Raw genomic sequence first — 26272 nt, 5'->3', positions numbered from 1 at the left:
GCCGCAGCGGCGGGGCGCATGGACGCTCCGCCGCTCTTGATGTCGCAAACAGGAGGCCCTATGGCGCAACTCACGCTGGAAAAACTGCAAAAACGCTACGGCAGCCACGCCGAGGTGATTAAATCGCTGGATCTGCAGATCAACAGCGGCGAATTCGTGGTGATCGTCGGCCCGTCCGGCTGCGGCAAATCGACCCTGCTGCGGATGATCGCCGGGCTGGAGGCGATCAGCGGTGGCGGTATGTATATCGACGGCAACTACGTCAACGACGACTCGCCGGCCGAACGCGGCATCGGCATGGTTTTCCAGTCTTACGCGCTCTATCCGCATATGACGGTGTACCAGAATATGGCCTTTGCGCTGGAGCTGGCGAAGGTCGGCAAAAGCGAAATCGACCGCCGGGTGCGCGACAGCGCGCGCGTGCTGCAGCTGGAGCCGTTGCTCGACCGCAAGCCGAAAGACCTGTCCGGCGGCCAGCGCCAGCGGGTGGCGATCGGCCGCGCCATCGTGCGCGAACCCAAACTGTTTCTGTTCGACGAACCGCTGTCCAACCTCGACGCCTCGCTGCGCGTACAGATGCGGATGGAGGTGGCCGCGCTGCATAAGCGCCTCGGCGCCACCATTATTTACGTTACCCACGATCAGGTGGAGGCAATGACGCTGGCCGACCGCATCGTGGTGCTGAACAAAGGGCATATCGAGCAGGTCGGCACGCCGCTGGAGTTGTATGACCATCCCGCCAATGAGTTTGTCGCGCAGTTTATCGGCTCGCCGAAAATGAACCTGATCCCGGCGGTGCTCAAGCGCGCCGGCGAACGGCAGAGCGTGGTGGAGCTGGATAACGGCAAGCAGCTGGTGCTGCCGGTGGCGACGCCGCAGGCGGCGGAAGGGCAAAGCGTCAACCTCGGCATCCGCCCGGAGCATATTCAGGGCGGCCGGCTGGAGGAGTGCGAATATCAGGGGGAGGTGATGTTTGTCGAACATATGGGCAACGAGACCTACCTCTACCTGGACAACGGCAACGCCGGCGAACCCTGGGTGCTGCGTAATCCGCAGCGTTCGCCGATTACGGCGGGCGAGACCGTCGGCGTACGGCTGCCGGTGGAGTGCTGTTATCTGTTTGACCATTACGGCCGGGCGTTCCCGCGCCAGCTGTCGTCCGAACAGGCGCACTAACCGAAGGAGCAGGCATGAAACAACGGTGGTGGAAAGAGGCGGTGCTGCAGTTGGCCAATGATGCCAGCTTGACATTGTCACATATTTTGCATCCTTACGAAGCGCGGGTTTACCTGTTGGAATGATAGCGCCGCCAGACTTTTTACAAGGATAGGTTTTGGTTCGGATATCATCACGAAACGCCCATGGCTTCACATCAGTGATGCAGAGTTCCTCGCTGTTACCTGATGGTCAAACTGACTGCAGCGGGGCGGCCTGATCGATCTGGTCGGGCACTACGTCGGCTTAGAGCACATCTATTGAGCCGAAATAGCCGCCATCATGCATTCTTCTAAGTCCGCAAAAACACCGCCTTCGCAGACTCTAGCGCAAGGTGGCACTGTATCGCCGATGCTTAACGAGCGAAAAAAAACAATAACGAGCATCACTCAGGACAAAAATCAACAAAATGCGAGATATTGATCACGATTTTTGTCAGTTGTTAACGACATGTGACCAAATCATGCGTATGAATAATAATCAAACGAAAAAAAAACAACATTCTCACGCCAACATACGTTCGGCAAGTACAGGAAAATACGTGGAGATGTACAAAATTATATAATTAAATCAATCAATTTTCCTCATTTGATAAGATACCGGAGGGTTTCATGTTGTAGATATCCAATCCTGATACAGACATTTTGCTTGCTGGCTTACACCGGCGGTTAAAGGCATTTTGCAGGTTGCCATATACGAGTCTATTTCCTTCGGTGGCGATTCGAGAGTGGGACGTAAGGTTGTTATTAGGGAGGCGCCTTCTACGTGTTACTGTACGCAGAATCTTGCTGGTGGGAATATAAAAACCAGCGTTATTCTTTAATCAATCATTTAGTTTATAGGCACTTTTATGTTAAGACTAAAATTATGTTGATGTTGAAATAGAGCATCAGTACAGAGTTTCATCACCATTGCAAAATGGTGATGAAACCAAAATCGCTGTCACGACTAGACGATGTCTAGGGATTTTAACTTCATTAACACATTTATTTTTATAAAAAATAATGTCTCACCTAAATAATTACACTTAAGGATAGACTAACGATGACAGAATTATTAGCACACCGAGGAACCACCAAGAATAGTGATGGGGAAAGAGTCAACGAACATACCCTTGCCGCATACAGTGCCTCCATTGACTTTGGCGCCGACTATGTGGAACCCGATCTCTATGTGACAAAAGATGGCGTTTTGGTATCTTGCCATGATGACATTGGCTTTTCAAAAATGACCTATGAAGAGGCGTTAAAAAAAGATCCTGAACTGGCAAAGTTTGAAGATATTGTTGATATGGTTAAGGAGAGGAGCATTGAGACGGGTCGGAAAATAGGCATCAGCTACGAGATAAAAGAAGCTCATACAAAAGCGCTGACAAAACAGGCGGCAAGCCAGTCCATTGATACGCTGGTGGCTAAGGATTTTACCGACCCTGATAAAGTCATCATCAACAGTTTTGAAAACTATGCGTTGAGATATCTTCATGATGAGGTTTTTGTAAAATATCCGGATTCGTTCAGTTCCGCAGAGTTGCCGCTCATAGAGCTTGTTCATACAGTCTCGGTCAAAGCAGCCTTGGCTTACATATGGGATAAAATTCCTTTTGTTTCTACAGCGTACGCGTATAGTGACATTATTAACAAAAAAGGAAATGAATATATTGATGGTTATGCTTTACCTAAAGCGTTTGGCGTAGAACGGCTAACAAAATTAGCGGATGCTCTTCATGAAAACAACAAGGAACTACATATATTTACTGCAGAGGAAGATATAACGGATGAAAAATACGAAGATCTTTTAAATACCAATGCCGATGCTATTTATGCCGACAATACAGAAACGGCAAGAAAGGCGTTTGATAAACACAACGGTATGTTGGATGTTATTCATGCGAGTAAAGAGAGTGACAATGTCGACGTAGAGACTCTGACAAAGGTTTACGCTATGCAAGGTGACGATACCATTCATGTTAGTGGTGATAAGAATAAGGTGTATGGTGATGGTGGCGACGATATGATTATTAGTCACGGCTCAAATAACTTACTAAATGGCGGTGGGGGTGATGACTTTATATATTCATCTGGGTCGGAAAACACTATTTACGCTGGAGCCGGAAACAATGTCATTTATTTTGGAAATGATGATATTATGACCTATGACCAGGAAGCTCATGGAAATAATCTTGTGGTGGGGGATGGGGAAATCAACATTGAAGGGTATAATGCTGATGACGTGTCATTCATCAACCAAGAAGGTAATTTGATCATTCAGTTTGATGATGGTGGGAGTATTATCATTCAAGATGGGGTAGATTCAAATGGAGAGTTGGAAAATAAAATAACAATAGACGACAACCCCATAGATATTGATGCCGTGCTTACAACGGGGGGAGCTATTAGCCCGGCAGATGTTGCTCAGTTATTTAAAATAGAGGTCAATGGAGTGAAAGCATTGGACGCTGAACATATTCAATAAAGCCAGGTGCAGTAAATTTCATGGTTAGAAGTATCTCTAGTTATGAATATAGCCAATCCTATTAAGTTTACTGCATGATAAAATAATTATAAGATTAATAATGATAAGGTGTGAAAAATGAAACCACTTTACTGGATTGTTATTTTTTTTAGTATTACTTCAATGACAGCGAAAGCAACGAATGAACAGTGTAGTCATGCCGGCAGCAAATATGTGTTGAAAAAAACGTTTACGGTTAATGGCCGGCAAGGTATTACTACAGATGGTGATTATTATTTCGTCTCCGGAACAAAGTCAATAGAAAAATATGATAAAGAAGGAAATATGGTTCTGGCCAATGACAAACCATTTTCTTCTCAAGGAGGGGGATTGAATCATTTTGGCGATTTATCCTCAAGCGGTGGCTTGCTGTATCTGGGGGCCGAACTCTTCGAGGACGGGAAAGCTCGTAATCTAAACATATCGGTCTATGATGCCGACAGCTTGAAGTTTATAAAAAATATCCCGTTGGATGCTGCATCGGCTCAGAATGAAATATCCGCCGTGTCCGTTGATAAAGACAGTAAAACGTTTTGGGCTTCGTCATGGGGCGATGATGAGAGCAGTGGTTATGTTTATCAGTATTCGATGGATGATGGGCATTTCATTCAACGACTTAAACTACTGCCTAAATTGAAATTTATTCAAGGGATTGATTATGTTGATGGGAATCTTTTCATTACCACAGATGATGGACTCGCGGATAAAAAAGAATCTGATAGCTTATACAAAGTGAATATAAAACAAGCATTGAGTCAATCGGGTGAAAATTCCGAATTGCAGTATAAGTTTACTGATTTTGCAGACTTCGGAGAAATAGAAGGGGTTAACGTACTCAACGGTGAGTTGTTGGTATTGAATAACCGAGGCATGCAGATAGAGAAGGGCATCCCTAAGAATCCTTATCCAGGTTATAAAAAAGAAATCAGCGAGATTTATATTTATGATGTCAAGCTAGGATGTGTTATAAAATAAAGATTTCTTGTTTATCACATTCCGCGCGTTTTAGTACCCTTTGAAACGCGCGGGGTATTTTATTGCTGTTATGGTTTCCGAAAATTACGGATACTGCCGTTGCTATTTAGCGAAATACAGTCCCAGGTTATACATATTTTCTCGTCGTTTACATAGGGAGTTATGTAACTCAGTATAATGTCTGAGATAAATCTGCACGCCCAGGAACAGGTGAGATAGCGGTTCGCCTATAAATGGCCGAAAACCCATCGGAACACCGCATCATCCAAGCCGGTTTACTCTGCAGCGAGGAGAGGGCTACAATACGCAATGCATGTATGGATAAACAGGTATTAATTATGACGCTGACCCTGGATGGCGAAAAGATTGACCGCAACCGCTTTACCGGTGCAAAAGTTGAAAATGCGACCTTTCACAACTGTGACTTTTCGGGGGCGGACCTGACCGGCAGCGAGTTTATCGGCTGCACGTTTTACGACCGCGACAGCCGGTTAGGGTGCCGCTTCAGCCGGGCGCAGCTGAAGGACGCCAGCTTCAAAAGCTGTGATTTATCCATGACGGACTTCAGAAACGTCAGCGCGCTGAGCATTGAAATCCGTGAATGCCGAGCGCAGGGCGCAGACTTTCGCGGCGCCAGCTTTATGAACATGATCACCTCACGCAGCTGGTTTTGCAGCGCCTACATCACCAAGAGCAACCTGAGTTACGCCAACTTTTCAAAAGTGGTGCTGGAGAAGTGCGAACTGTGGGAAAATCGCTGGAACGGCGCTCAGATTCTGGGGGCAAATTTCAGCGGCTCCGACCTTTCCGGCGGCGAGTTTGCTTCGTTCGACTGGCGCGCCGCCGATTTTACCCACTGCGACCTGACCAATTCGGAACTGGGCGAGCTGGACGTGCGCAACGTTGATCTGCAAGGGGTCAAACTGGACAGCGAGCAGGCGTCGCAGCTGATGGAGCGCTTAGGTATCCTGGTTATCGGCTAGCGTTGCTGTCCGGCAATGCACACGGCGTCAGGACTCATCCATCAGAATACAGGCGTCGCCGTCGCCGCTTTGCTGGTAACGGGCGTACAGCGCGGCCACGTCAATATGGGCGAACTCTTCCGTCAGCGCATCCAGCAGGCTACGGATGGCGGGCATCAGACCGCGCCGCGACGGAAACAGAGCGTTTACCTCCGCCGGCTTCGGCTGCCAGGCCGGCAGCACCGTGCGCAGTTTGCCGCGTTTGAGATCCTTGTACACCACAAAGGTCGGCAGTTGCACCACGCCGCGGCCTTCCAGCGCCGCCCGGCGCAGGGTGATCATATCGTCGGTCACCAGATTAGGGCTGTGGCGGATACGACGTTCCGCACCGTCGGGGCCGTGCAGTTGCCATTCGTGCGACTGATAGGCGGTGGAGACCGACAGGCTGGGATAGCGGTCGAGCGCCGCCGGATCGCCGATCGTACCGTATGTTTCCAGCAGTTGCGGGCTGGCGACCAGCTGGTAGGTGCAGGGCGACAGCCGTTTGCTCGCCAACCCGCTGTCGGGCAGCGGCGGCACGTCGATACGCAGCGCCAGGTCAAAGCCCTCCCGCAGAATATCCACCTGGCGATTGGTGCTCTCCAGATAAATCTCGACGTTCGGATAGCGTTTCATATAGCGCGCCAGCATGCCGGTCACCAGGAAGTTCAGCAACGCCGTCGGGCAGGCGATGCGGATGCCGCCTTTCGGTTCGGTCTGGCTCTGGTGCACGATGGCCTGCGCAGCCTCCGCCGCCGCAGTCAACTCCATACAGTGGCGGTAGTAGGCGTGCCCCAGTTCGGTGACGGAAAACTGCCGGGTGGAGCGGTTAATCAGTTTGATCTCCAGCCGCTCTTCCAGCGCATTGATACGTCTGCTTAACCGTGATTTGGGAATGCCCAACGCGCGCCCGGCGGCGCTGAAGCCACCGTGTTCGACCACGCGGGCAAAGTAATACATATCATCCAGGTTCTGCATCTTTACGTTCCAATATTGCAACAATGAATTCTAAAACTGGCATTTGTGGCTTGCGTGTACCAAGTTTAAGCTAAATGGTAACAGAGTTAACGTAAAACGGGATACACAGATGTCAGTTGAAGCGAACGGCACGACGCTGCCGACCAGTATGAAGCAAATCATTATCCGCGAACCCGGCGGCCCCGAGGTGTTACAGGTAGTCAGCGCCGAGCTGCCGCGCCCCGGTGCCGGTGAAGTGCTGATCCGCGTCCGGGCGGCGGGGATTAATCGCCCTGATATTATGCAGCGGCAGGGAATATACCCGATGCCTGCCGGCGTCACGCCGGTTCCCGGGCTGGAGATTGCCGGCGAGATCGTGGCATGCGGGGAAGGGGCGACGCGTTTCGCCCTTGGCGATCGCGTCTGCGCGCTGACCAACGGCGGCGGCTATGCCGAATACTGCGTGGTGCCGGAAACCCAGCTGCTGCCGATACCGCAGGGGTTCAGCATGGAGCAGGCGGCGGCGCTGCCGGAAACCTTCTTCACCGTCTGGGCCAACCTGCTGGCCGACCAGCGGGTGAAGCCGGGCGACAGCGTACTGATCCACGGCGGCACCAGCGGCATCGGCACCACCGCGCTGATGCTTTGCCGGGCGCTGGGCATTACCGCCTACGCCACCGCCGGCAGCGATGAGAAATGCGCCGCCATCGCCGAACTGGGCGGCATCGGCATCAACTACCGCCGCGATGACTTTGTTGCGGCGATAGAGAAGCTTACCGATGGCGCAGGCGTCGATGCGGTGCTGGATATTATGGGCGGCAGCTACTTTAACCAGAATATCGAGGTGCTGAAAAAGAACGGTCAGCTGATTATTATCGGCTTCCTCGGCGGCAACGAGGCGGAAAAGGCCAACCTGATGAAGCTGGTGCTGAAGCATGCACGAGTAACAGGTTCCGCCATGCGCGGCCGCAGCAAAGAGGAAAAAGCGCAGATTGCCCGCGAGCTGCAGCAGCACGTTTGGCCGCTGCTGGAAAGCGGCCAGTGCCGCCCGCCGCTGATCTACCAGACCTGGGCGCTGGACGAGGTAACGCGCGCACATCAGGAAATGGACAGCGGTAAGCATATCGGCAAAATTGTGCTGACCGTTGGTTAACGGCACAGGCAGGAAGGCACAAAAAAGCCCGCTTGGCGACCAAGCGGGCTGGTTCTTATTGACGGAATTATTTATCCAGCGCGTAGGCAATCACGTAGTCGCCGCGGTCCGGTGACTGACGTGCGCCGCCGGCGGAGATCAGGATGTACTGCTTGCCGGTTTCCGGTGAAATATAGCTCATCGGGGTGCCGCCGCTGCCGACCGGCAGACGCGCTTTCCATACCTCTTTGCCGGTTGACGAGTCAAAGGCGCGCAGGTAGTAGTCCTGCGTACCGGCGATAAACACCAGGCCGCCCTGGGTCGCCAGCGTACCGCCCAGCGTCGGCATGCCGACCGGCATCTGCGCGCGCATCTTGATGCCGAACGGGCCGGTGTCCTGCACGGTGCCGGCCGGTACCTGCCAGACCACTTTCTGGGTCTTCAGATCGATGGCGGACAGGGTGCCGAACGGCGGCTTCTGGCACGGAATGCCCAGCGGCGACATAAAGCGGTTTTTGTTCACCGCATATGGCGTGCCTTTCAGCGGCACCGCGCCCATCCCGGCATTCACCGATTCACCGCCGGTGCTGGCAGGCGCATTGGCGTCTTCCTGTTTCTGCGGAATCATCTGCACCCACAGGCCCAGACGCATATCGTTGGCGAAGATATAGTGGTTGTTCGGGTCAACCGACAGGCCGCCCCAGTTCATGCCGCCGAGCGAGCCGGGGAAGCTGAGGGATACGTCGGTATCCGGCGCGGTGAACAGGCCGTCATAACGCATCGATTTAAAGCTGATGCGGCACATCAGTTGGTCGAACGGCGTGGCGCCCCACATATCCGATTCGCTGAGCTTCTGTGCGCCAATCTGCGGCATACCGACCGAGAACGGCTGGGTGGCGGAATACTGCTCGTTCGGAATGTTGCGGGTTTTCACCGGCAGTTCTTTCACGTCGGTCAGCGGCTTGCCGGTATGGCGATCCAGCACGAAGATCTGACCGGTTTTCGCGCCAAACACCAGCGCCGGTTTGGTGCTGCCGTCCTTCATCGGGAAGTCGATCAGGCTTGGCTGCATCGGGATATCGAAGTCCCACAGATCGTTATGCACGGTCTGGTAGACCCATTTCTCTTTACCGGTGGTGGCGTCCAGCGCCAGGATGGACGCGCCGTATTTGTGGTCCAGCTTAGTGCGGTTGGCGCCCCACAGGTCCACCGACGAGCTGCCCATCGGCAGGAACACGGTGTTCATCGCCGGGTCATAGGACATCGGCGCCCAGGAGTTCGGGGTGCTGCGCACATAGTTCTGGCCCGGTTTCAACGCCGCGTTCGGATCGTCGTTGCCCGGGTCGAACGCCCAGCGCATCTCGCCGGTGATCACGTTAAAGCCGCGCAGCACGCCGCCCGGCATATCGGTCTGAACGTTATCCGCCACGCGGCCGCCCACCACCACGGTGGTGCCGGCCAGCGTCGGCGCGGAGGTCAGCTGATATTTCGGATCGGCGGCGTCGCCGAGGCCGGCTTTCAGATCGACGATGCCGTTCTGGCCGAAGTTGTGGCAGAACTCGCCGTTGTCGGCGTTAATCGCCACCAGACGCGCATCGATGGTGTTCATCAGAATACGACGCTGGCAGGTGTCGCCGGCCGCCAGCGCAACCGGCGCGGCAGGGGTGGAGCCGGGAACGCTTGGCTGCGGGATCGGCTTGTTAACGTCGAAATAGGCCAGACCGCGGCAGCGGTTCCAGACCTGAGATTTGGCGTTGATTTCACGCTTCCAAATCTCTTTACCGCTGTCTGCGTCAACCGCAATCACGTTGTTGTGCGGGGTACAGAGGAAAATGCGGTTGCCAACCTGCAGCGGCGTCTGCTGATCTTCCGCGCCGTTGCCGTCCGGGCTCAGCGGGGTATCGCCGGTGTGGAAGGTCCAAGCCACTTTCAGATCTTTAACGTTATCGCGGGTGATCTGGTCCAGCGCCACAAAACGGTCGCCGCCCGGCGTGTTGCCGTAGTTGTCCCAGTCTTTTTGCTGTTTGGCTTTATCCACCGGCACCAATGGCAGCTGCTCGCCGCTGAAGGCCACGGTCGGGTGCGGCTGGAACATCTGCACAAAGGTCACGACCATGCCGACGGCCAGCAGCGCCGACAGCAGGTAGGAGAGTTTGCCCAGCGGCGCTTTACCTTCCGCCTTGCGCAATGCCGGCCAGGTGAGAAACGCCAGCAGCATCAGGCCGGCCGGCACCATCAGGCGCGACACCAGCGGCCAGAAGTCGAAGCCGGCGTCAATCACCGACCAGATCAGGGTGCCGATAAACACCAGCAGGAACAGCACCACCGCCGACGAGCGGCGGCGGAACAGCTGGATGGCCGCCAGCAGCGTCACCACGCCGGCGATCAGAAAGTACCAACTGCCGCCCAGCGAGACCAGTTTGCCGCCGGCAATGGCGAAAAACAGCCCGGTGGCGGCGAGGACGATCCCCAATAGCGCGCACCATATTTTCATGCCCGGTCGGGCATTTGTATCAGACATATCAGTGACTCTCCCGAATCATGTTACTTATCGTTGTGTGTTAACAAAGTGTAATCGTTAGCCGGTATTGCGCCACGAACGCGGCGCATGGCGGGGCAATTAAACCGTTAAGAAGGCTTTATTGTACCATTTGATTCGTTTTTGTCGTTACAGATATGTGTTGTATAAAAAGGATTAATGTGAAGATTTAGATCGAAGGGAACAACCGGCGCTGCCCGTCAAGCAGCGCCGGCAAATCCAGCGCCGCCAGCGCGGCGGCGTCTGGCCGCTGTTCCAACAGGCTTTCACGCGTGCGCTGCAAATAGTCGCCGGCAGAGGGTTGCAGGCTCTGGGCCAGCGTCTGTTTCGCCTGCTGCAGCGCCGTATCGTTCAGCACGGCTAATTCCTGCCGCATCTGCTGTAAAAACTCGTGGGTATAGTGCTGCAACTGCGCAAGGCTGCAGCGCGGCGACTGCAGGGCAAACAGCATGCCGTCGCGATCGGCGCAGCGGTGATAGGCGCAGTGCGCCACATAGCCGATATTCAGCTCGACCCGCAGCCGCTGGAAGAAGCGGGGGGCATACAGCTGCGCCAGCAGCCGCAGCGCCAGCCGCGCCGCCGGCGAGCTATCCGACAGCGGGTAAAACAGCAGCAGTGTCCGATCGTCATCTTCGTCGCTGAGTATCACCGGCCGTGCGTCGGTGATCATTGCGGCATCCTGCGCGGCGATAATCGGTGCCGGGAAAGCGGACAACAGCCGACTCAACTGCTGATGCAGCGCCGCATCGCCGGCAAACAGCGTCGCCTGCCAACACACCGCATCGCCCGGCGGCGTCAGAACCTCCGGTAATTGCGCCGCCAGACGGCGCACGGCGATCTCGCCCTGAGTGCGCAGCTGCGTACGCTGCCAGCTGAGTGCCGCCTCCTGTTTAAGAGCATCGTCAAGGGAGGTCAGGCGCTGATTGATCTGACTGAGCGCCCGACCCAGCAGCGGGGCGTCGCCGGACAGCTGCAGCGTCCAGACGCCGTGGCTCTGCGTCACGCCGAGATAGCCGCCCTGATGCGCCGTTTCTGCCGCCAGCGTGCGTAGCGCCGAGGTCAGTAAACTGGCCTGCGCCGACGCCAGCGGCGTTGCCGGCGCGGGGCGCAGCAGCAATACCGGCGGATGATCGCCGTCAGAATGCCATGCCAGCGGCGCCCGTTCCCGTTCAGCGGGCAGCATCAACGGCAGCGGCGGGGCGTCGCTGTGCGGATAAAAGCGATAGCGCGGCGCAATGCGCGCGCTGTGGGCGGCGACAAAGGGGGCCAGCGCCAGCGGTAACCCTTGCAGTATACGCGGCGTTGCCGTTCCCTCCGGGGTCACCAACAGACGACGCAGATTGCCCGCCGTCAGTGCGGCCAGGCAGGCCGTCCACGGTGCATCTTCAGTCGCCGGCGGCAGGCCGAACGCCCGCGCCCGCAGCTGATCCAGCGGCGGCAAGCGCATAAAGTCCTGATTGCCACGCCGCATGTAGTGCTCGCGCTGTGCTGCGCTGAGCGACGGCAGCTGCCGCAGCCAGTTCAGCAGGGCGCTTTCAATCCTTGCGGCTTCCGCCGCGCTGCCCCGGTTGACGCTAAAGATAAACGTCAGCAGCGCGCGTCCTTCGGCGCAGGGCGTATGCTGCAGCCGGACGCCGTCGCAGCAGGCTTCACGGCGCAGCAGCGCCATCAGGCTGCCGGGCGCTTCGTCCTGCAGCAGCGCATCCAGCAGGCGCAGTCCGTCACGGGCGGCGGCGTCCGGCTGGTTAAGCGCAAAGGTTAAGCGTAGCTGCGGCAGTCCCGGCAGACACAGCCGGCGATCGGCTTGCGGGATCAGCCGCGGCGGCTCCGCCTGTAGGACCACGTCGCCGCCGGGGAGCGTCGCCGTCAGCCGCTCGGCCAGCTGTCGCAAAGTGTCGAGCGGCAGCGGCGCCTGCAGCCACAGCGTCATGTTGGCAGCGTGGTAATGGCGACGATGGAAATCGCACAGGGCGGCGCGTAACGCCGGCATATCCTCGCCAAACGCCTGACGGTTGCCGATGGTGAAGCGTCGCATGGCGGCGATGCCGTCAAACGCCTGCTGCTGCGCGGCCTCGCACAGCGTATCCGCGTCTTTGCACAACAGACGGTATTCGGCCTCGATCACCTCAACCTCCTGCGCCAGCGCCGGCAGGGCCAGCAGCGGGGCGGCCAGCATGTCGATCAGCCGCGCCAAACCGTCGGCGAAGCGTTCGCCGTCGATTTCAAAAAAGAAGTGGGTTTGCGTTTCGCGGGTGGTGGCGTTGAGGCGGCCGCCGTGGGCGGGCACCCAGTTCATCAGGCGCTGATCGTCGTCAAAGGCGCGACTGCCGCGAAACAGCATATGTTCCAGCAGATGCGCCAGCCCCGGCCAGGCCGACGGTTCGTGGTGGCTGCCGGCGTCAATCTGCATCAACGCCGCCGCGCGCGGGGCAGCCGCATCGGCCAGCAGTTTCAGCTGCAGGCCGCTCGCGAGCCGCAGCGTAACCGGGGGCTGGGGCATGGTTAGGCCTGACCTTTGAAGATCAGCTGGGAGTTGGCGCGGTTGCGGAAGCGCAGCTGATCGATGCCGATCTGCGTCTGGTTCGCCGCCTCGCGTGCCGCCAGGATGGTGCCGTGGTGCGCTGATTTCGAACACACCGGGTCAGCATTGCTGGCGTCGCCGGTCAGCATAAACGCCTGGCAGCGGCAGCCGCCGTAATCCTGCTCTTTTTCCGGGCAGGAGCGGCATGGCTCCGGCATCCAGTCATAGCCGCGATAGCGGTTAAAGCCGAATGATTCGTACCAGATGTGCTCCAGGCTGTGCTCCAGCACCGACGGGAATTTCACCGGCAGTTGACGGGCGCTGTGACAGGGTAACGCCATGCCTTCCGGCGTCACGCTGAGGAAAATCGCGCCCCAGCCGCCCATGCAGCCTTTCGGCCGTTCTTCGTAGTAGTCCGGCGTGACGAACAGCAGGTTGGCCAGGTTGCCGCTGTCGGCCATTTTTTCACGATAGCGCTGCACCACCTGTTCTGCATCGGCAATCTGCTCGCGGGTCGGCAGCAGGCCTTCGCGGTTCAATTGCGCCCAGCCGTAAAACTGACAGGTCGCCAGCTCCACGTCGTCGGCCTCCAGCTGAATCGCCAGCTCGATAATACGGTCGATCTGGTCGATGTTATGCCGGTGCAGCACAAAGTTCAGCACCATCGGGTAGCCCAGCGCCTTGACCGCTTTTGCCATCGCCAGCTTTTGCTGGAAGGCTTTCGGGTTACCGGCCAGCGCCGCGTTCAGCGTTTCATCGCTGGCCTGGAAGCTGATCTGGATATGGTCCAGACCGGCGTCGGCGAAAGTCTGCAGCTTTTTCTCCGTCAGCCCGATGCCTGAGGTGATCAGGTTGGTATAGAATCCCAGATCGCGCGCGGCGGCAATCAGCTCCGGCAAATCTTTGCGCACCAGCGGCTCGCCGCCGGAAAAGCCCAGTTGCACGCTGCCCATCGCCCGCGCCTGCCGGAACACCTCAATCCACTGTTCGGTGGTCAGTTCCTGCTCCTGCGCGGCGAAGTCGAGCGGGTTGGAGCAGTAGGGACACTGCAGCGGGCAGCGGTAGGTCAGCTCCGCCAGCAGCCACAGCGGCGGGTTAACCGACGGTTTTACAGCATTCTCAGTCACGGAAAATTACCCATTTTTGCTCGTAGGCGCTCTGGAAAAACTCCAGCACGTCCTGCGCCAGCCCGTCGGCACCGGGAAAGCGCGCGTTCAGCTGGTCTATGATGCCTTGCAGCGTCGATTTGCCGTCCACCAGTTGCAAAATGGCGGCGGCGCTGTCGTTCAGTTTGGCCATGCCCTCAGGGTACAGAATCACATGGCTCTGCTGCACCTCTTCCCACTGCAGGCGGTAGCCGCGGCGGAACATCGGGGTTTGTTCTGGATTCAGGGTCATTACACCAGCCTCTGGGTATGCCACGCCCGCGCATCGGTCACGGTGTGGTACGGCGCTCGGTTCAGGGTATAGGCCATGGTCATGGCGTCCAGCATGCTCCACAGAATATCCAGTTTAAACTGTAGGATCTCCAGCATACGCTGCTGCTTCTCTACGCTGTCGCAATACTCCAGCGCCAGTGCCAGGCCGTGCTCTACGTCGCGGTTGGCCTGGCCGAGGCGGCTGCGGAAGTAGTCATAGCCTTCGGCCTCAATCCACTGATAGTGCTGCGGCCAGGTGTCAAGGCGCGCCTGATGGATCTGCGGTGCGAACAGTTCGGTCAGCGAGCTGCAGGCCGCTTCCTGCCAGCAGGCGCGGCGGGCGAAATTGACATAGGCGTCGACGGCGAAGCGCACGCCCGGCAGCACCAGCTCTTCAGACAGCAGAGTCTCGCGCTGCAGGCCCACCGCTTCACCCAGCCGCAGCCAGGCTTCGATACCGCCTTCGCCGCCGCCGTAGCCGTCGTGGTCGAGAATACGCTGCACCCACTTGCGGCGCACGTCCGGCTGCGGGCAGTTGGCCATAATCGCCGCGTCCTTGATCGGGATGCTGGTCTGGTAATAGAAACGGTTGGCGACCCAGCCCTGGATCTGCTCGCGCGTCGCCTCGCCGTTGTGCATGGCGATATGGTACGGATGATGAATATGGTAATACGCGCCTTTCGCCCGCAGCGCCGCTTCAAATTCGGCCGGGGAAAGGGGATGTTGCTGTGTCATGGCGTTAACCTACAGGTCGATGTTCATACCGTCCCAGCTCACTTCGATGCCGGCCTGCGTCAGGCTGCGACGCTCGGCGGAATCTTCGTCCAGGATCGGATTGGTATTATTAATATGGATCAGGATTTTGCGTTTTGCCGGCAGCGAAGCCAGCAGCGCCGCCAGGCCCTGTTCCTCGGCCAGCGCCAGGTGGCCCATGTCTTTGCCGGTGTTGAGGCCGACGCCGGTGTCCGCCAGCTCATTGTCGCGCCACAGCGTGCCGTCAATCAGCAGGCAGTCGGCGCGCTGCAGCCACGGCAGCAGGGCATCGTCCGGCTCGCCCAGCCCCGGCGCGTACAGCAGGTTGCTGCCGCGTGCGGTATCTTCGATAAACAGGGCGACGTTATGCCCCGGCAGCGGACGGTGGCGATACTGCGAATAGGGCGGTGCATTGCTCAGCAGCGGGATGGCGGTAAAGCGGATGGTCGGGCAGACCGCCGTCTGGAAGCTCTCCAGCGGTTCAACCGGGTGGTGGATCAGCCCGCCGTTCCAGTGCGACAGCATGGTGAACAGGGGGAAGCCGTTGCTGAGATCGTCGTGCACTTCACGGGTGCACCAGACGTGATGCGGGCAGCCTTCACGTAAATTGAGTAAACCCGCGCTGTGATCGATCTGGCTGTCGGTCAGGATAATCGAACCGATGCCGGTACCGCGCAACACGTCGGGGTTATTCAATTCAGGCGAAGCCAGCAGTTGATGGCAGATATCGGGGGAGACGTTGCACAGCACCCAGTTTTTACCGTCGTCGCTGATGGCGATGGAGGACTGGGTACGGCGCGACGCCTTGATGGTGTTGTTACGCACGCCCTGACAATTCTTGCAGTTGCAGTTCCACTGAGGGAAACCGCCGCCTGCCGCAGAGCCGAGAACTTTAATCTGCATGTGTGGACCAGATAAGGAGAAACCAAAGAGATGCCCGCACAGGGCGGGCATGACGGGCAATTAACGGTTGGAAATGTACAGCGTCACTTCCAGACCCAGGCGCAGGTCGACGAATTCAGGTTTAGTCCAGGTGGTCATATGTCGTACTCCTATTTTATAGTCGCGGGCAAAAAGCGCCCATTTAGAAAACCGTTTACATTCGGCCGCTGCGATGTTGAATAAATGTGATGAACTTCGCAACCTTTAAAGGGTAAAAGTTTTTGGCTACGCGCGCCAGTTGACATCAAGCGTTTTTATCCAGTTGCCCCAACAGAGCTTGTCCAGCAGCGGTTGGTCAAAACCCGCCAGCGACAGCGTCTGAATCAGCGTCGGCAGCCCGCTGACGTCTCCCAGCGGCTGCGGCACATTCACACCGTCAAAATCCGAACCGAATCCAACGTGGTCTTCACCAAGTTTAGCGATTAGAAACTCAATATGTTTAACAATTTCGGTCAAATCGGTATTGGCGCTGTCTCGTTTGCCGTCGGCGCGCAAAAATGCGGTGCCGAAGTTGACGCCGACCATACCGCCGCTGTGCGCGATGGCCTCCAGCTGCGCGTCGGTGAGGTTACGCGGCTGCGGGCAGAGCGCATGGGCGTTGGAGTGGGTCGCCACCAACGGCGCGTTGCTGAGCGCGGCGGTGTCCCAGAAAGCCTTTTCGTTCATATGCGAGACGTCGATCATGATGCGGCGCCGGTTGCAGGCGGCAATCAGCGCTTTGCCGGCGGCGGTCAGGCCGGGGCCGCTGTCCGGAGAGCCGGGAAACGCGCCGCGTATCCCTTCGCCAAACGCGTTGGGCACATTCCAGAACGGGCCGATGCTGCGTACGCCCAGTTGATAGAAATGATCCAGCTGTGACAGATCGGCGTCCAGCGCGCCGGCGCCCTCAATATGCAGCACCGCGGCGATCCGTCCGTCGGCCCGGCACTGGCGGATATCGTCGACCGTACGGCAGATGCGCAGCCGTTCCGGCGCCGCCTGCTCCAGCTGATGCATAATAGCGATCTGCTGCTCGACGATGGTCAGCGGATCGAAATAGTCCTGCACCTGCGCTTCAGACTGCCCGCGTTGCTGGGCGACATACGCCACCGGCGGGATAAATACCGCAAACAGCCCGCCGGCGAAACCGCCGCGCCGCATACGCGGAAAATCGAGATGGCCGCCCGCCACCTGATGGTAAAAGGCGCCGGCCGGATCGTCGGGGTGGTCAAGCCACAGCTTGAGCAGCAGGTCGTTATGGCCGTCAAATACGGCGTGGGGCGCTGGAGTCGTCATGGTGGTTTCGCTCTGTCGGCAGGTAGGCGCCTATGTTCCCCGATCTGCCGGGACAGGGCAACCACCGGCCTTGCCGAACGGTGATTTGTGCGGCAAGTCGCTAAAAAATGGCCGCCCCGAAGGACGCAATTTCTTGATTTTTTTGTGGCGAGTTAAAGCAGTGCCTGTGTGACACATGTTTTCCCATCTTTTACCCTCGGTTGTTGTACACCCACAAACAGGATCGGTCTGATTGCCTTGAACAACCTTTAATCATTAACATTAAAAGGGGCTTATTCACTGTCTCAAGGAGTGAGATATTATGAAGTTAAAATGTACCTTCCATTTGAATAATCAATACATGTCTTGTCTCTGTGTTGATGGGCTTGGCTCCTTTGCTGCTTGGTCAGGCCAAGGCGAGGGACGCAACAACCCTAACATGACACATGTCCCCAGCATTGGCGCATTGCTTAACGGTCGCTACTACATCGTAGAAAGGCCAACAGGCGGCAGGCTAGGCACAATCAAAGACGCTTATGCCAAGCACATTTACGGGACAGATAGAAGCCTGTGGTTTGGGCTGTACCGGGATGATGGAAAGATAGATGATGTGACGTTCACACAAGGCGTTAAACGTGGCGGGTTCCGGTTGCATCCAGTCGGCCCCCGTGGGATCTCTGAGGGCTGCATAACGCTGTTCAATCCGAGGGAGTTTAATGTTCTCCGGTAGCGTATCCTTAACTCTCCTACGTTCAAAATCCCCGGTTCCAACCTTCGAGCTTATGGTGAGGTCAGAGTCATATGAAACGAACACTCTTGAGCCTTGTAGTCTTTGTGGTGCTGGATATCATCTTGATGTTTATCCTAACAGCCGTACTACCGAAGAAAATGGTTTATGCGCTGGCTGAAAGACTCGATATCTACGGCGCGGAAGGGATTATTGACCTGTACGCCTACATCACTATCCCGCTCTCCCTACTGCTCGCTGGACTTATCGTCTGGATGGGTAACCGCAGGTTCAGATAGGTAAAGAAAAGGGCGCAGAGCGCGCCCTATAACGATAACGTTCATGGCGGGTTTAAATGACTGACCGTCACCCCACTTTCCCTGCCTAAGCTATCACAAAAAAATGGCCGCCCCGAAGGGCGGCCATCTGCGGTACTCACACGCGTTAGCGCGTCAGATTACTTGCTTTCGGTGCCGTCTGGCAGGGCATAGGCCACAATGTAGTCGCCCATTTTGGTGCCGAACGAGCCGTGGCCGCCTGCGGCGATCACCACGTACTGCTTACCGTTGACCTGATAGGTCATTGGCGTTGCCTGGCCGCCGGCCGGCAGACGCGCTTCCCACAGTTTATCGCCGTTGCTGACGTTAAACGCACGCAGGTAGTTATCTGCGGTAGCGCCGATAAAGAAGATATTACCCGCGGTGGTCACAGGACCTCCCAGCATTGGCATACCCATTTTAAACGGCAGTGGAACCGGCGAGCTGTCGCGCACGGTGCCGATACGTTTTTTCCACACGATCTTGTTGGTTTTCAGATCGACCGCAGAAATGTAACCCCAGGCCGGCTGTTTGCACGGGAAGCCCAGTGGCGACAGGAACGGGTTCAGAGTCACACCGTACGGTACGCCGTACTGCGGCTGAATGCCGGACTCGGAGCCGGTGCCGCCTTTGTCATTTTCATCCGGTTCGATCGGGTTGCCCGGACCGCGCGGAATCAGCTTGGAGACAAACGGCAGCGCCATCGGGTTGGCGATCGCCACCTGACGGTCGGTATCCACCGACAGGCCGCCCCATTCAAACATCCCCAGGTTGCCCGGGAACACCAGCGTGCCTTGCTCGGACGGCGGGGTGAAGGTGCCTTCATAGCGCAGGCTGTGGAACATCACGCGGCAGACCAGCTGATCGTAGATGGTCGCGCCCCAGGTGTCCGCACCGGTCAGTTTCTCTTCCGGACGGAAGGTCAGTTCGGAGAACGGCTGCGTCGGTGACAGACGGTCGCCTTTCGCCGGGCCCTGCGGTACCGGACGCTCCGGCGCAGGCACCACCAGTTTGCCGGTGGCGCGGTTCAGCACGAAGATGTTGCCGGTTTTGGTCGGTACGTAAATGACCGGTACTTTCTTGCCGTCTTTATCAGTGATATCCGCCAGCGTCGGCTGGGCAGGGATATCCATGTCCCACAGGTCGTGGTGCACGGTCTGATAAGACCAGGCCAGTTTACCGGTGCTGGCATGCAGAGCCACCAGGCTGCTGGAGTAACGCTCCATTTCCGGCGTACGGTCGCCGCCCCAGATATCCGGGGTAGGAACGCCCATCGGCAGGTAAACCAGATCCAGTTTGGCGTCATAGGCTGCCGGCGCCCAGGAGTTCGGCGAGTTCGGCACGAAGTGGTGTTCGTCGGCAGGGATCTTGTTCGGATCGGCGCTGCCCGGATCGAAGGCCCACAGCAGTTTGCCGCTGTTGACGTCAAAGCCGCGGATTACCCCGGAAGGCTCGCGGTTGGAGTAGTTATCGGTGACCGCGCCGGCGATGATGATCACTTTATCGGTGACCACCGGCGGCGAAGTCGGCTCATAACGGCCCGGCGACGCATACGGCATATTGCTCTGCAGGTTCAGCTCGCCGTTGTTGGCAAAGTCCGGGCAGCGTTTGCCGGTTTCCGCATCCAACGCAAACAGACGACCGTCGTTCACCGGCATGATAATACGGCGGGCGCACTGGGCAGCCGGCGTATGATTGGCATCGGCCTGCGCCGCAGCCGGTGTTTCATGATAAGAAACGCCGCGGCAGGTGATGTGCTGGAAGGTCGAGTTGTATTTGAGCTGCGGATCGAACTGCCACTTCTGTTTACCGGTAGCGGCGTCCAGCGCGAACAGTTTCTGGTGCGCGGTGCACAGATACAGCGTGTCGCGGATTTTAATCGGCGTCACTTCGTTGGTGATCTCACCCGGGTCGTTCTCGGTTTTCAGATCGCCGGTGCGGAAGGTCCAGGCTTCTTTCAGCTGAGAGACGTTTTTGTCGTTGATCTGCTTCAGCGGCGAGTAGCGGGTACCTTCCTGAGTACGGCCGTAGGCCGGCCAGTCAGCGCCGTCAGCCTGCGCGGCCTGATCGACCACCGCCTGCGTCTGCGCCGGGTCCAGCGTGCCGTGGATCTCCTGCGGGTCGTTGAACACCGCATAGACCAGCACCACCACGGTCAGCACCAGCACCGCGCTCAGCGCGCCGTAGGCCAGTTTGCCGCCGGCAACCAGTTTGCGGTAAATGAACGGCAGCACCATCCACAGACCGAAGAAGAAGGTGACGTCGAGACGCGGCGTCAGCGCCCAGAAATCAGGGCCGACTTCCCACAGCGCCCAGATCACCGTGCCCAACAGGAACAGGGCGTACAGCAGTAAAGCAGTAGCACGACGACGATACAGCAGCCATGCGGTTATTAACATTACCAGACCGGCGACGATGTAATAGAACGAGCCGCCAAGTTTGGTCAACCATATCCCGCCGACTAACAGATATACGCCGCTTAACGCAGCGAACAGTGCTGTTAATAGGATCAGGATGGATGAGGGGTGTTTTTTTTCCATAGAATTAACCACCGTGAATTAAAAAAGCTTCATTTTGAGAATAAGCCAAATCTCAAAAAGCATTCTGTTTTTTTGTTTCACCGGGCCGAAAATAGCGCTCGGCCGGTCGCTTTATTGACCCTGGAATCAATAAAGATGCGCAAGTATGAGACTTATTTCACAGATATGGTAGAGCTTTAATGGTAAGACGCACGTTTTTTCATCGCCACAACACCGGCCGGAGAGCGCCTCAGGCCAGTAATCATGCGGCCTGAGGCGGGAAGCGCGGCCGATGAACAATTAATGCGTCGCCCGTCACAGAGCGGTAGCGCATGGTTTATTAATCATCAAATATCGTACGTTATTTATGGCTATTCACGCGCCGGTGAAATATACCCTTAATTTTATTGCCACAATATATCGGGGACAGGATGATTCTAAATTTGATTACCCCTGATTTTTTCGTTGTTTTTTTTCGCGTTTTTTTCGTCCTGCGCGCCCGCACGTTCCATCATCTTTACTAATCTATTACAGGCGCGGTCGCATGTTGGCGGCTGCGCATACCTTTGGATGCGTTTAGGAGACGGAAATGACTATCCACCATAATACCTCGGGAAAATCGACGCTTGCCGTGGCGCTGTATGAACTGCTGAACCCGATTCCGCTCGGATTCTTTGTTGCCGCCTGGGTCTTTGACATTATTTACCTGAAAACTTTTGTACTGATGTGGACCCACGCCGCCAGCTGGCTGATCGCCATCGGGCTGGTGATCGCCATTATTCCACGGCTGATTAATCTGGTGCAGGTCTGGTTCAGCGGCAGCGCGCGTGAGAGCGGGGCGAAACTGCACTTCTGGCTGAACCTGCTGGCCATCCTGCTGGCAATCGTCAACGCCTTTATTCACAGCCGCGACGCCTACGCGGTGGTGCCGTTGGGCGTCACGCTCTCGACCCTGGTGGTGATCCTGCTGCTGCTGGGCAATGTGCAATTTGCGTTACGTCAACGTGCCGCTTAAGGAGAAGCCGACCATGAAAAAACTCAATACCGTCCTGACCGCCGCCGTCCTCAGCGCCCTGCTGGCGGGGTGCGACAACGGCTCACAGCTGGATCCGCAAAAGCAGATAGGCCCGGACCCGGAGCTGCCGCAGGCGAAAAACTTCCTGATGCCGCCGATGCAGGTGCCGGAAGGCACCGCCTGGAAACAGGGCGAGATGCCCAAGGTGGCCGAAGGGCTGAAAATTGAAAAAATCGCCGAGGGTCTGATGCACCCGCGCCAGGTTTACGTGCTGCCGAATAACGATATTCTGGTGGCCGAATCCAACGGGCCGGCCAAGCCCACCACGCGGCCGAAGCAGCTGATTATGGGCATCGTGCAGAAATCTTCCGGCAAGGGCGGCGCGGGCGGCAACCGCATTACGCTGCTGCGTAACGTTGACGGCCAGTGGCAGAAACACACCTTTATCGAAAATCTGCGCTCGCCGTTCGGCATTCAGCTGATCGGCAACACGCTGTGGGTGGCCAATGCCGACAGCCTGGTGAAATTCCCTTACCAGGAGGGGCAAACCGAGATCCGCGAGCCGGGGGTTGAAGTGACCGAACTGCCGGGCGGCCCGCTCAATCACCACTGGACCAAAGCGCTGCTCGCCAGCCCGGACGGCAGCAAGCTGTATGTCGGGGTCGGCTCCAACAGCAATATCACGGAAAACGGCATCGGCGCGGAGTACCGCCGCGCGGCGGTGCTGGAGGTGGACGCCGACAGCGGCGCCAGCCGTATTTATGCCGGCGGTCTGCGCAACCCGACCGGGCTGCAGTGGGAGCCGCAAAGCGGCAAGCTGTGGGCGATCGTCAACGAACGTGATGAAATCGGTTCCGATCTGGTGCCGGACTATATGACCTCGGTGCAGGAGAACGGCTTCTACGGCTGGCCGTACAGCTATTTCGGCCAGCATGTGGACAGCCGCGTACAGCCGCCGCGGCCGGATCTGGTGGAAAAGGCGATCAAGCCCGACTATGCGCTCAGCTCACACGTCGCGCCGCTGGGGCTGCTGTTCTACACAGGCGACAATATGCCGCAGTACCGCGGCGGGGCGTTTATCAGCGAGCACGGCAGTTGGAACCGCACGCCGCTCAACGGCTACCGGGTGGTGTGGGTGAAGTTTGAAAACGGCAAGCCGGTCGGCAAGCCGCAGCCGGTGGTGACCGGATTCCTGACCGACGACCAGAAGCAGGTGCGCGGCCTGCCGGTCGGCCTGGCGATGGATAAGCAGGGCGGCGTGGTGATTGCCGATGACGCCGGCGACAGCGTCTGGCGCATCAGCGCCGCGCAATAACGCGTTAACCCGGGTCTGGCGCGACGGCCAGACCCGTTATCTTGCCTGCGCCGTCCGGCAACATCAGCCGGACGGCGTTTTTCATCCTCAGCCGTCGCTGGACAGGGCGCTGAGGCGCAGACGCTTGCGGCGCTGGTGCCGATACAGGTGATCCATAATCTCGGCCCGCGACTCAATCGCCGGCGGCGAGCCTTCCAGCGGCTGACAGGCGCTCTCTTTACTCATCCGCACCGCAATCAGCCCCACCAATGCGCCGAACATCAGATAGCCGGCGGGCGCCAGCGGGTTGTCGGTGACGTTGACCAGCCAGGCGCTGAGCAGCGGCGCGGTGCCGCCGAACAGCGACGTGGAGAGGTTATAGGCGATCGCCAGCCCGCCGTAGCGCACCGCGGTGGGGAACAGCGCCGGCAGCGTAGAGGCCACGGTGCTGAGAAAGCAGGTCAGCAGCAGCCCCATCACCAGCATGCCGATAAAGGTCAGCGCTAGGTTTTTGCTGCCCAGCGCGTAAAAGCAGGGCAGCGTCAGCAGCAGAAAACCGACGCAGCCGAGGGTCCACAGCGGCTTGCGGCCGATCTTGTCGGACAGCGCGCCCATAAACGGCAGCACCACCATCATACACAGCATGGCCGCCACCACGATGGTCAGCCCCTCCAGCTCGCTCAGCCCCAGCACCACGTTCAGATAGCCGGGCATCCAGGTCAGCAGCATATAGTCGGCAAGATTGAGGATAAACACCATGCCGATGCACAGCAGGAAGGCGCGCAGGTGATGGGTGACAATATCCCGCCACTGCTGGCGCAGCCCCGGTGGCGGCGCGCTGTTTTCCATATGTTTGGCGAAGGCCGGGGTCTCTTCCAACCGCAGACGCAGCCAGACGCCGATCAGCCCCAGCGGGCCGCCGATCAGAAACGGCACCCGCCAGCCCCATTCACGCATCGCTTCATTGCCCAGCAGCAGGGTCATGGCGGTGACCAGCGCGGCGGAGAAGATCAGCCCCAGCAGGGTGCCCACCTCCAGCCAGCTGCCCAGCCGGCCGCGCTTTCTGTCCGGCGCATATTCGGCAATAAAGGTGGCGGCGCCGCCGTATTCGCCACCGGTGGAAAAACCCTGTACGCCGCGCGCCACGATCAGCAGCGCCGGCGCCCACAGGCCGATGCTGGCGTAGCTCGGGATCAGGCCGATGGCGAAGGTGCCGAGCGCCATCATGATCATGGTCAGCGCCAGCACCCGTTTGCGGCCGATGCGGTCGCCGAGCGGGCCGAAAAACATGCCGCCGAGCGGGCGGATCAGAAAGGCGACGGCAAAGGCGGCATAGGTGGAGAGCAGTTGGGCCCCGGGGCTGATCTCCGGAAAGAAGACCATCCCCAGGGTCACGGCCAGGTAGCCGTAGATGCCGAAGTCGAACCACTCCATGGCATTGCCCAGTGAGGCCGCCGCAACGGCGCGTTTCACCAGGGATTTGTCGATGATGGTGACATCGGGGACGGCGTCAGCGTGATGTTGTGATGCAGGTGATGTGTTGCTATTCATTATTTTTCTCCATGATTAATCTGGAGAGCGGGGCGGCGGGAACGAAGCGCCGCCCACGGCATTACCCATAATTCCCTGCGTTTATACCTCTATGTCGCCTTCACGGCGCAGGCTTTGCAGCGCCGCGACGGACTTTACGTTTTTGGTGACGATATAGGTAAAATAGCGTTCGATGCCCAGGTCGGAATCCAGCCAGCTGTCAATCAGACGTTGATACTCGTCGATAGACAGCGTTTCGAATTTGGCCCAGTAATCCACGCCGCCGCCCACTGCCACACATTCGGTCAGTTCTGGCGTATTGAGCACGCGTTTTTCAAAACGGGCAAAGCTCTCTGCGTTATGTTGTTTAAGCTCGATCGATACCCAAATCGGCAGGCGCTTCATCAGCACCCGGGCGTTGAGCCTGGCGTAATATCCTTCGATCAGTCCGGCCTGCTCCAGGCGTTTTACCCGCTCCCAGCAGGGGCTGACGGACAGGTTTATCGACTCCGCCAGCCGCGACTTGGTAATGCGGCCGTCTTTACTCAGAATGTCGAGGATCTTCAGGTCATAGCGATCGAGTTTCATACGGTAATTACATCCTTAATGGCGACCGGCGCGCCGGGGCCGTTAATCGCTATGGCGATACGATCTCCCGGGCAATAACGGCCAGCGTGTCCCCCATCGCAACCTGTGCCGGAAAGCGCCGCGCCAGCACAATGCCGTCGCGCAACGCCCGGTACTCCACCGGCGGCTGGCCGCTGCGGGAAGGGTCATAAACGCGGGCCAGCAGTTCACCCGCGTTTACGCGCTGGCCCAGTGGGCAGAGAAATTCCAGAATGCCGCAGTGCTCGCTTTGTACATAGCAGGATGCATCCGGCATATCAAGCAGCTGCGTTTCTCCCTCCCAGGGCTGCGGCGTCTCCGCCAGCACGCCGTGATGGGCCAGAAAGTTGCGCACGCCGCGTTCCGCCAACTGCTGGCGCTGCGGCGTGGTGGTGCCGCCGCCGCCCAGCTCGGTGGTGACAAATCCCTTACCCTGGCTCTCCACCACCGTGTCGTACAGCTGGCTGGCGTCCAGCTCATACATCATCACGGTCAGCGGCGCGCCGAAGGCCTGCGCGGCGGCCAGGTTATCGGCCTGCTGACGCTCGTCATCCAGCGCGTGCAGCGCGGCGAAGGGCATGATTTCCAGCGTGCGGCCGCCGGAGTGCAGATCCAGCGCCACGTCGCACATCGGCACCAGCACCCGGGTAAAATAGTCGGCAATCTGCGCGGTGACGCTGCCGTCCGGCGCGCCGGGAAAGCTGCGGTTGAGATTGCCGCCGTCGATGGGAGAGGTGCGCTTACCGGCCTGTACCGCCGGCGCGTTCATCATCGGAATGATGATTACCCGCCCTTGAACCTCGTCGGCCTGCAGCGTGTTGGCCAGTTTCAGCAGGGCGATAATGCCCTCATACTCATCGCCGTGGTTGCCGGCGGTCAGCAGCGCCGTCGGCCCCGGCGCGCCGTTGATCACCGTCACCGGGATCATCACCGCGCCCCAGGCGGAGTTGTCGTGGGACCAGGGCAGCTTCAGGAAGCCGTGCTGCACGCCGGGCTGGCCGAAATCCACCCCGGCATACACGGGGCTGGGCTTTTCATGACTCATG

The 26272-nt window shown here is 58.0% G+C and carries 22 protein-coding genes; 9 read left to right on the top strand and 13 right to left on the bottom strand.

All coding sequences use genetic code 11. The annotated features are described in order from the left end of the window. The first annotated feature begins 60 nt into the window (after positions 1-60). From FO014_RS21970 to FO014_RS21955, 4 genes are all read left to right on the top strand, one after another. The gene (locus FO014_RS21970) at positions 61-1176 is read left to right on the top strand and encodes an ABC transporter ATP-binding protein (RefSeq protein ID WP_160031057.1); all 1116 of its coding nucleotides are present in this window, start codon (positions 61-63) and stop codon (positions 1174-1176) included. Between the two features lie 1083 nt (positions 1177-2259). Beyond that, positions 2260-3687: a glycerophosphodiester phosphodiesterase family protein gene (locus tag FO014_RS21965; protein WP_160031056.1), complete on the top strand. Its 1428-nt coding sequence runs from the start codon at positions 2260-2262 to the stop codon at positions 3685-3687. Between the two features lie 117 nt (positions 3688-3804). After that, positions 3805-4701 (top strand): YncE family protein, encoded by an 897-nt coding sequence (locus FO014_RS21960; protein ID WP_160031055.1) that lies wholly within the window; start codon positions 3805-3807, stop codon positions 4699-4701. 338 nt (positions 4702-5039) lie between these two features. Next, complete coding sequence (locus FO014_RS21955) at positions 5040-5684, top strand: Qnr family pentapeptide repeat protein (protein ID WP_160031054.1); 645 nt, start codon at positions 5040-5042, stop codon at positions 5682-5684. Positions 5685-5711: 27 nt separating this feature from the next. On the opposite strand, the gene FO014_RS21950 is transcribed toward FO014_RS21955, so the two are convergent. Continuing rightward, a complete protein-coding gene (locus FO014_RS21950; RefSeq protein ID WP_111737083.1) occupies positions 5712-6680 on the bottom strand; it encodes a LysR substrate-binding domain-containing protein in 969 nt (322 codons plus the stop codon). A 148-nt stretch (positions 6681-6828) separates the two neighbouring features. On the opposite strand from FO014_RS21950, the gene FO014_RS21945 reads away from it, so the two are divergent. After that, complete coding sequence (locus tag FO014_RS21945; RefSeq protein ID WP_201282957.1) at positions 6829-7812, top strand: NAD(P)H-quinone oxidoreductase; 984 nt, start codon at positions 6829-6831, stop codon at positions 7810-7812. A gap of 67 nt (positions 7813-7879) precedes the next feature. Here the strand turns inward: FO014_RS21945 and FO014_RS21940 are convergent, their stop codons facing one another. The 8 genes from FO014_RS21940 to FO014_RS21905 all read right to left on the bottom strand — a co-directional run bounded on the left by FO014_RS21940 (position 7880) and on the right by FO014_RS21905 (position 17239). Then, on the bottom strand, positions 7880-10312 hold the full coding sequence (locus FO014_RS21940) for a glucose/quinate/shikimate family membrane-bound PQQ-dependent dehydrogenase (RefSeq protein WP_160031052.1): 2433 nt from the start codon (positions 10310-10312) through the stop codon (positions 7880-7882). A gap of 187 nt (positions 10313-10499) precedes the next feature. After that, positions 10500-12830: a pyrroloquinoline quinone biosynthesis protein PqqF gene (pqqF, locus tag FO014_RS21935; protein WP_160031051.1), complete on the bottom strand. Its 2331-nt coding sequence runs from the start codon at positions 12828-12830 to the stop codon at positions 10500-10502. 2 nt (positions 12831-12832) lie between these two features. Further along, complete coding sequence (gene pqqE, locus FO014_RS21930; protein WP_105231168.1) at positions 12833-13978, bottom strand: pyrroloquinoline quinone biosynthesis protein PqqE; 1146 nt, start codon at positions 13976-13978, stop codon at positions 12833-12835. Next, on the bottom strand, positions 13971-14249 hold the full coding sequence (gene pqqD, locus FO014_RS21925) for a pyrroloquinoline quinone biosynthesis peptide chaperone PqqD (protein ID WP_105231169.1): 279 nt from the start codon (positions 14247-14249) through the stop codon (positions 13971-13973). The genes pqqE and pqqD overlap by 8 nt, the downstream gene beginning before the upstream one ends. Then, positions 14249-15004, bottom strand: a complete 756-nt coding sequence (pqqC, locus tag FO014_RS21920) for a pyrroloquinoline-quinone synthase PqqC (protein WP_105231170.1) — start codon at positions 15002-15004, stop codon at positions 14249-14251. The genes pqqD and pqqC overlap by 1 nt, the downstream gene beginning before the upstream one ends. A 9-nt stretch (positions 15005-15013) precedes the next feature. Beyond that, positions 15014-15925, bottom strand: coding sequence for a pyrroloquinoline quinone biosynthesis protein PqqB (gene pqqB / locus FO014_RS21915; protein WP_160031050.1), 912 nt, complete (start codon positions 15923-15925; stop codon positions 15014-15016). 60 nt (positions 15926-15985) lie between these two features. Further along, positions 15986-16063, bottom strand: coding sequence for a pyrroloquinoline quinone precursor peptide PqqA (gene pqqA, locus FO014_RS21910; RefSeq protein ID WP_004937827.1), 78 nt, complete (start codon positions 16061-16063; stop codon positions 15986-15988). Between the two features lie 126 nt (positions 16064-16189). Further along, positions 16190-17239 carry a dipeptidase gene (locus tag FO014_RS21905; protein WP_111737078.1) on the bottom strand — a complete coding sequence of 350 codons (1050 nt, stop codon included), beginning with the start codon at positions 17237-17239 and terminating at the stop codon, positions 16190-16192. Between the two features lie 301 nt (positions 17240-17540). Here FO014_RS21905 and FO014_RS21900 point away from each other — a divergent pair, with 301 nt between their 5' ends. Next, positions 17541-17948 (top strand): DUF2778 domain-containing protein, encoded by a 408-nt coding sequence (locus FO014_RS21900; protein ID WP_343039562.1) that lies wholly within the window; start codon positions 17541-17543, stop codon positions 17946-17948. 71 nt (positions 17949-18019) lie between these two features. After that, positions 18020-18244, top strand: coding sequence for a hypothetical protein (locus FO014_RS21895; protein WP_160031049.1), 225 nt, complete (start codon positions 18020-18022; stop codon positions 18242-18244). A gap of 158 nt (positions 18245-18402) precedes the next feature. Here FO014_RS21895 and FO014_RS21890 read toward each other — a convergent pair whose 3' ends face one another. Then, the gene (locus FO014_RS21890; RefSeq protein WP_105231177.1) at positions 18403-20802 is read right to left on the bottom strand and encodes a glucose/quinate/shikimate family membrane-bound PQQ-dependent dehydrogenase; all 2400 of its coding nucleotides are present in this window, start codon (positions 20800-20802) and stop codon (positions 18403-18405) included. A gap of 574 nt (positions 20803-21376) precedes the next feature. On the opposite strand from FO014_RS21890, the gene FO014_RS21885 reads away from it, so the two are divergent. Further along, positions 21377-21796, top strand: a complete 420-nt coding sequence (locus FO014_RS21885; RefSeq protein WP_370447007.1) for a DUF2231 domain-containing protein — start codon at positions 21377-21379, stop codon at positions 21794-21796. 13 nt (positions 21797-21809) lie between these two features. Further along, positions 21810-23111, top strand: coding sequence for a PQQ-dependent sugar dehydrogenase (locus tag FO014_RS21880; RefSeq protein ID WP_105231179.1), 1302 nt, complete (start codon positions 21810-21812; stop codon positions 23109-23111). Between the two features lie 87 nt (positions 23112-23198). On the opposite strand, the gene FO014_RS21875 is transcribed toward FO014_RS21880, so the two are convergent. The 3 genes from FO014_RS21875 to doeB all read right to left on the bottom strand — a co-directional run bounded on the left by FO014_RS21875 (position 23199) and on the right by doeB (position 26271). Continuing rightward, positions 23199-24641 (bottom strand): MFS transporter, encoded by a 1443-nt coding sequence (locus FO014_RS21875; RefSeq protein WP_160031048.1) that lies wholly within the window; start codon positions 24639-24641, stop codon positions 23199-23201. Between the two features lie 81 nt (positions 24642-24722). Further along, on the bottom strand, positions 24723-25208 hold the full coding sequence (locus FO014_RS21870; RefSeq protein ID WP_105231181.1) for an Lrp/AsnC family transcriptional regulator: 486 nt from the start codon (positions 25206-25208) through the stop codon (positions 24723-24725). Positions 25209-25257: 49 nt separating this feature from the next. Next, positions 25258-26271, bottom strand: a complete 1014-nt coding sequence (doeB, locus tag FO014_RS21865; protein WP_160031047.1) for a N(2)-acetyl-L-2,4-diaminobutanoate deacetylase DoeB — start codon at positions 26269-26271, stop codon at positions 25258-25260. Position 26272: the final 1 nt, after the last annotated feature.

Origin of the sequence: Serratia rhizosphaerae, assembly GCF_009817885.1 — a bacterium.
Lineage (GTDB): Bacteria > Pseudomonadota > Gammaproteobacteria > Enterobacterales > Enterobacteriaceae > Serratia_B > Serratia_B rhizosphaerae.
The sequence above is the reverse complement of the archived record's forward strand: the minus strand, read 5'-3'. Positions and strand labels throughout refer to the sequence as shown.

What these genes read in the sequence shown, in the direction of transcription:
- FO014_RS21960 (WP_160031055.1), top strand. Translation starts at nt 3,805, where the DNA reads ATGAAACCACTTTACTGGATTGTTATTTTTTTTAGTATTACTTCAATG.
- FO014_RS21890 (WP_105231177.1), bottom strand. Translation starts at nt 20,802, where the DNA reads ATGGAAAAAAAACACCCCTCATCCATCCTGATCCTATTAACAGCACTG.
- pqqB (WP_160031050.1), bottom strand. Translation starts at nt 15,925, where the DNA reads ATGCAGATTAAAGTTCTCGGCTCTGCGGCAGGCGGCGGTTTCCCTCAG.
- FO014_RS21900 (WP_343039562.1), top strand. Translation starts at nt 17,541, where the DNA reads ATGAAGTTAAAATGTACCTTCCATTTGAATAATCAATACATGTCTTGT.
- FO014_RS21875 (WP_160031048.1), bottom strand. Translation starts at nt 24,641, where the DNA reads ATGAATAGCAACACATCACCTGCATCACAACATCACGCTGACGCCGTC.
- FO014_RS21880 (WP_105231179.1), top strand. Translation starts at nt 21,810, where the DNA reads ATGAAAAAACTCAATACCGTCCTGACCGCCGCCGTCCTCAGCGCCCTG.
- FO014_RS21965 (WP_160031056.1), top strand. Translation starts at nt 2,260, where the DNA reads ATGACAGAATTATTAGCACACCGAGGAACCACCAAGAATAGTGATGGG.
- FO014_RS21905 (WP_111737078.1), bottom strand. Translation starts at nt 17,239, where the DNA reads ATGACGACTCCAGCGCCCCACGCCGTATTTGACGGCCATAACGACCTG.
- pqqC (WP_105231170.1), bottom strand. Translation starts at nt 15,004, where the DNA reads ATGACACAGCAACATCCCCTTTCCCCGGCCGAATTTGAAGCGGCGCTG.
- pqqD (WP_105231169.1), bottom strand. Translation starts at nt 14,249, where the DNA reads ATGACCCTGAATCCAGAACAAACCCCGATGTTCCGCCGCGGCTACCGC.
- FO014_RS21870 (WP_105231181.1), bottom strand. Translation starts at nt 25,208, where the DNA reads ATGAAACTCGATCGCTATGACCTGAAGATCCTCGACATTCTGAGTAAA.
- FO014_RS21895 (WP_160031049.1), top strand. Translation starts at nt 18,020, where the DNA reads ATGAAACGAACACTCTTGAGCCTTGTAGTCTTTGTGGTGCTGGATATC.
- FO014_RS21955 (WP_160031054.1), top strand. Translation starts at nt 5,040, where the DNA reads ATGACGCTGACCCTGGATGGCGAAAAGATTGACCGCAACCGCTTTACC.
- doeB (WP_160031047.1), bottom strand. Translation starts at nt 26,271, where the DNA reads ATGAGTCATGAAAAGCCCAGCCCCGTGTATGCCGGGGTGGATTTCGGC.
- pqqA (WP_004937827.1), bottom strand. Translation starts at nt 16,063, where the DNA reads ATGACCACCTGGACTAAACCTGAATTCGTCGACCTGCGCCTGGGTCTG.
- pqqF (WP_160031051.1), bottom strand. Translation starts at nt 12,830, where the DNA reads ATGCCCCAGCCCCCGGTTACGCTGCGGCTCGCGAGCGGCCTGCAGCTG.
- FO014_RS21970 (WP_160031057.1), top strand. Translation starts at nt 61, where the DNA reads ATGGCGCAACTCACGCTGGAAAAACTGCAAAAACGCTACGGCAGCCAC.
- FO014_RS21950 (WP_111737083.1), bottom strand. Translation starts at nt 6,680, where the DNA reads ATGCAGAACCTGGATGATATGTATTACTTTGCCCGCGTGGTCGAACAC.
- FO014_RS21940 (WP_160031052.1), bottom strand. Translation starts at nt 10,312, where the DNA reads ATGTCTGATACAAATGCCCGACCGGGCATGAAAATATGGTGCGCGCTA.
- FO014_RS21945 (WP_201282957.1), top strand. Translation starts at nt 6,829, where the DNA reads ATGAAGCAAATCATTATCCGCGAACCCGGCGGCCCCGAGGTGTTACAG.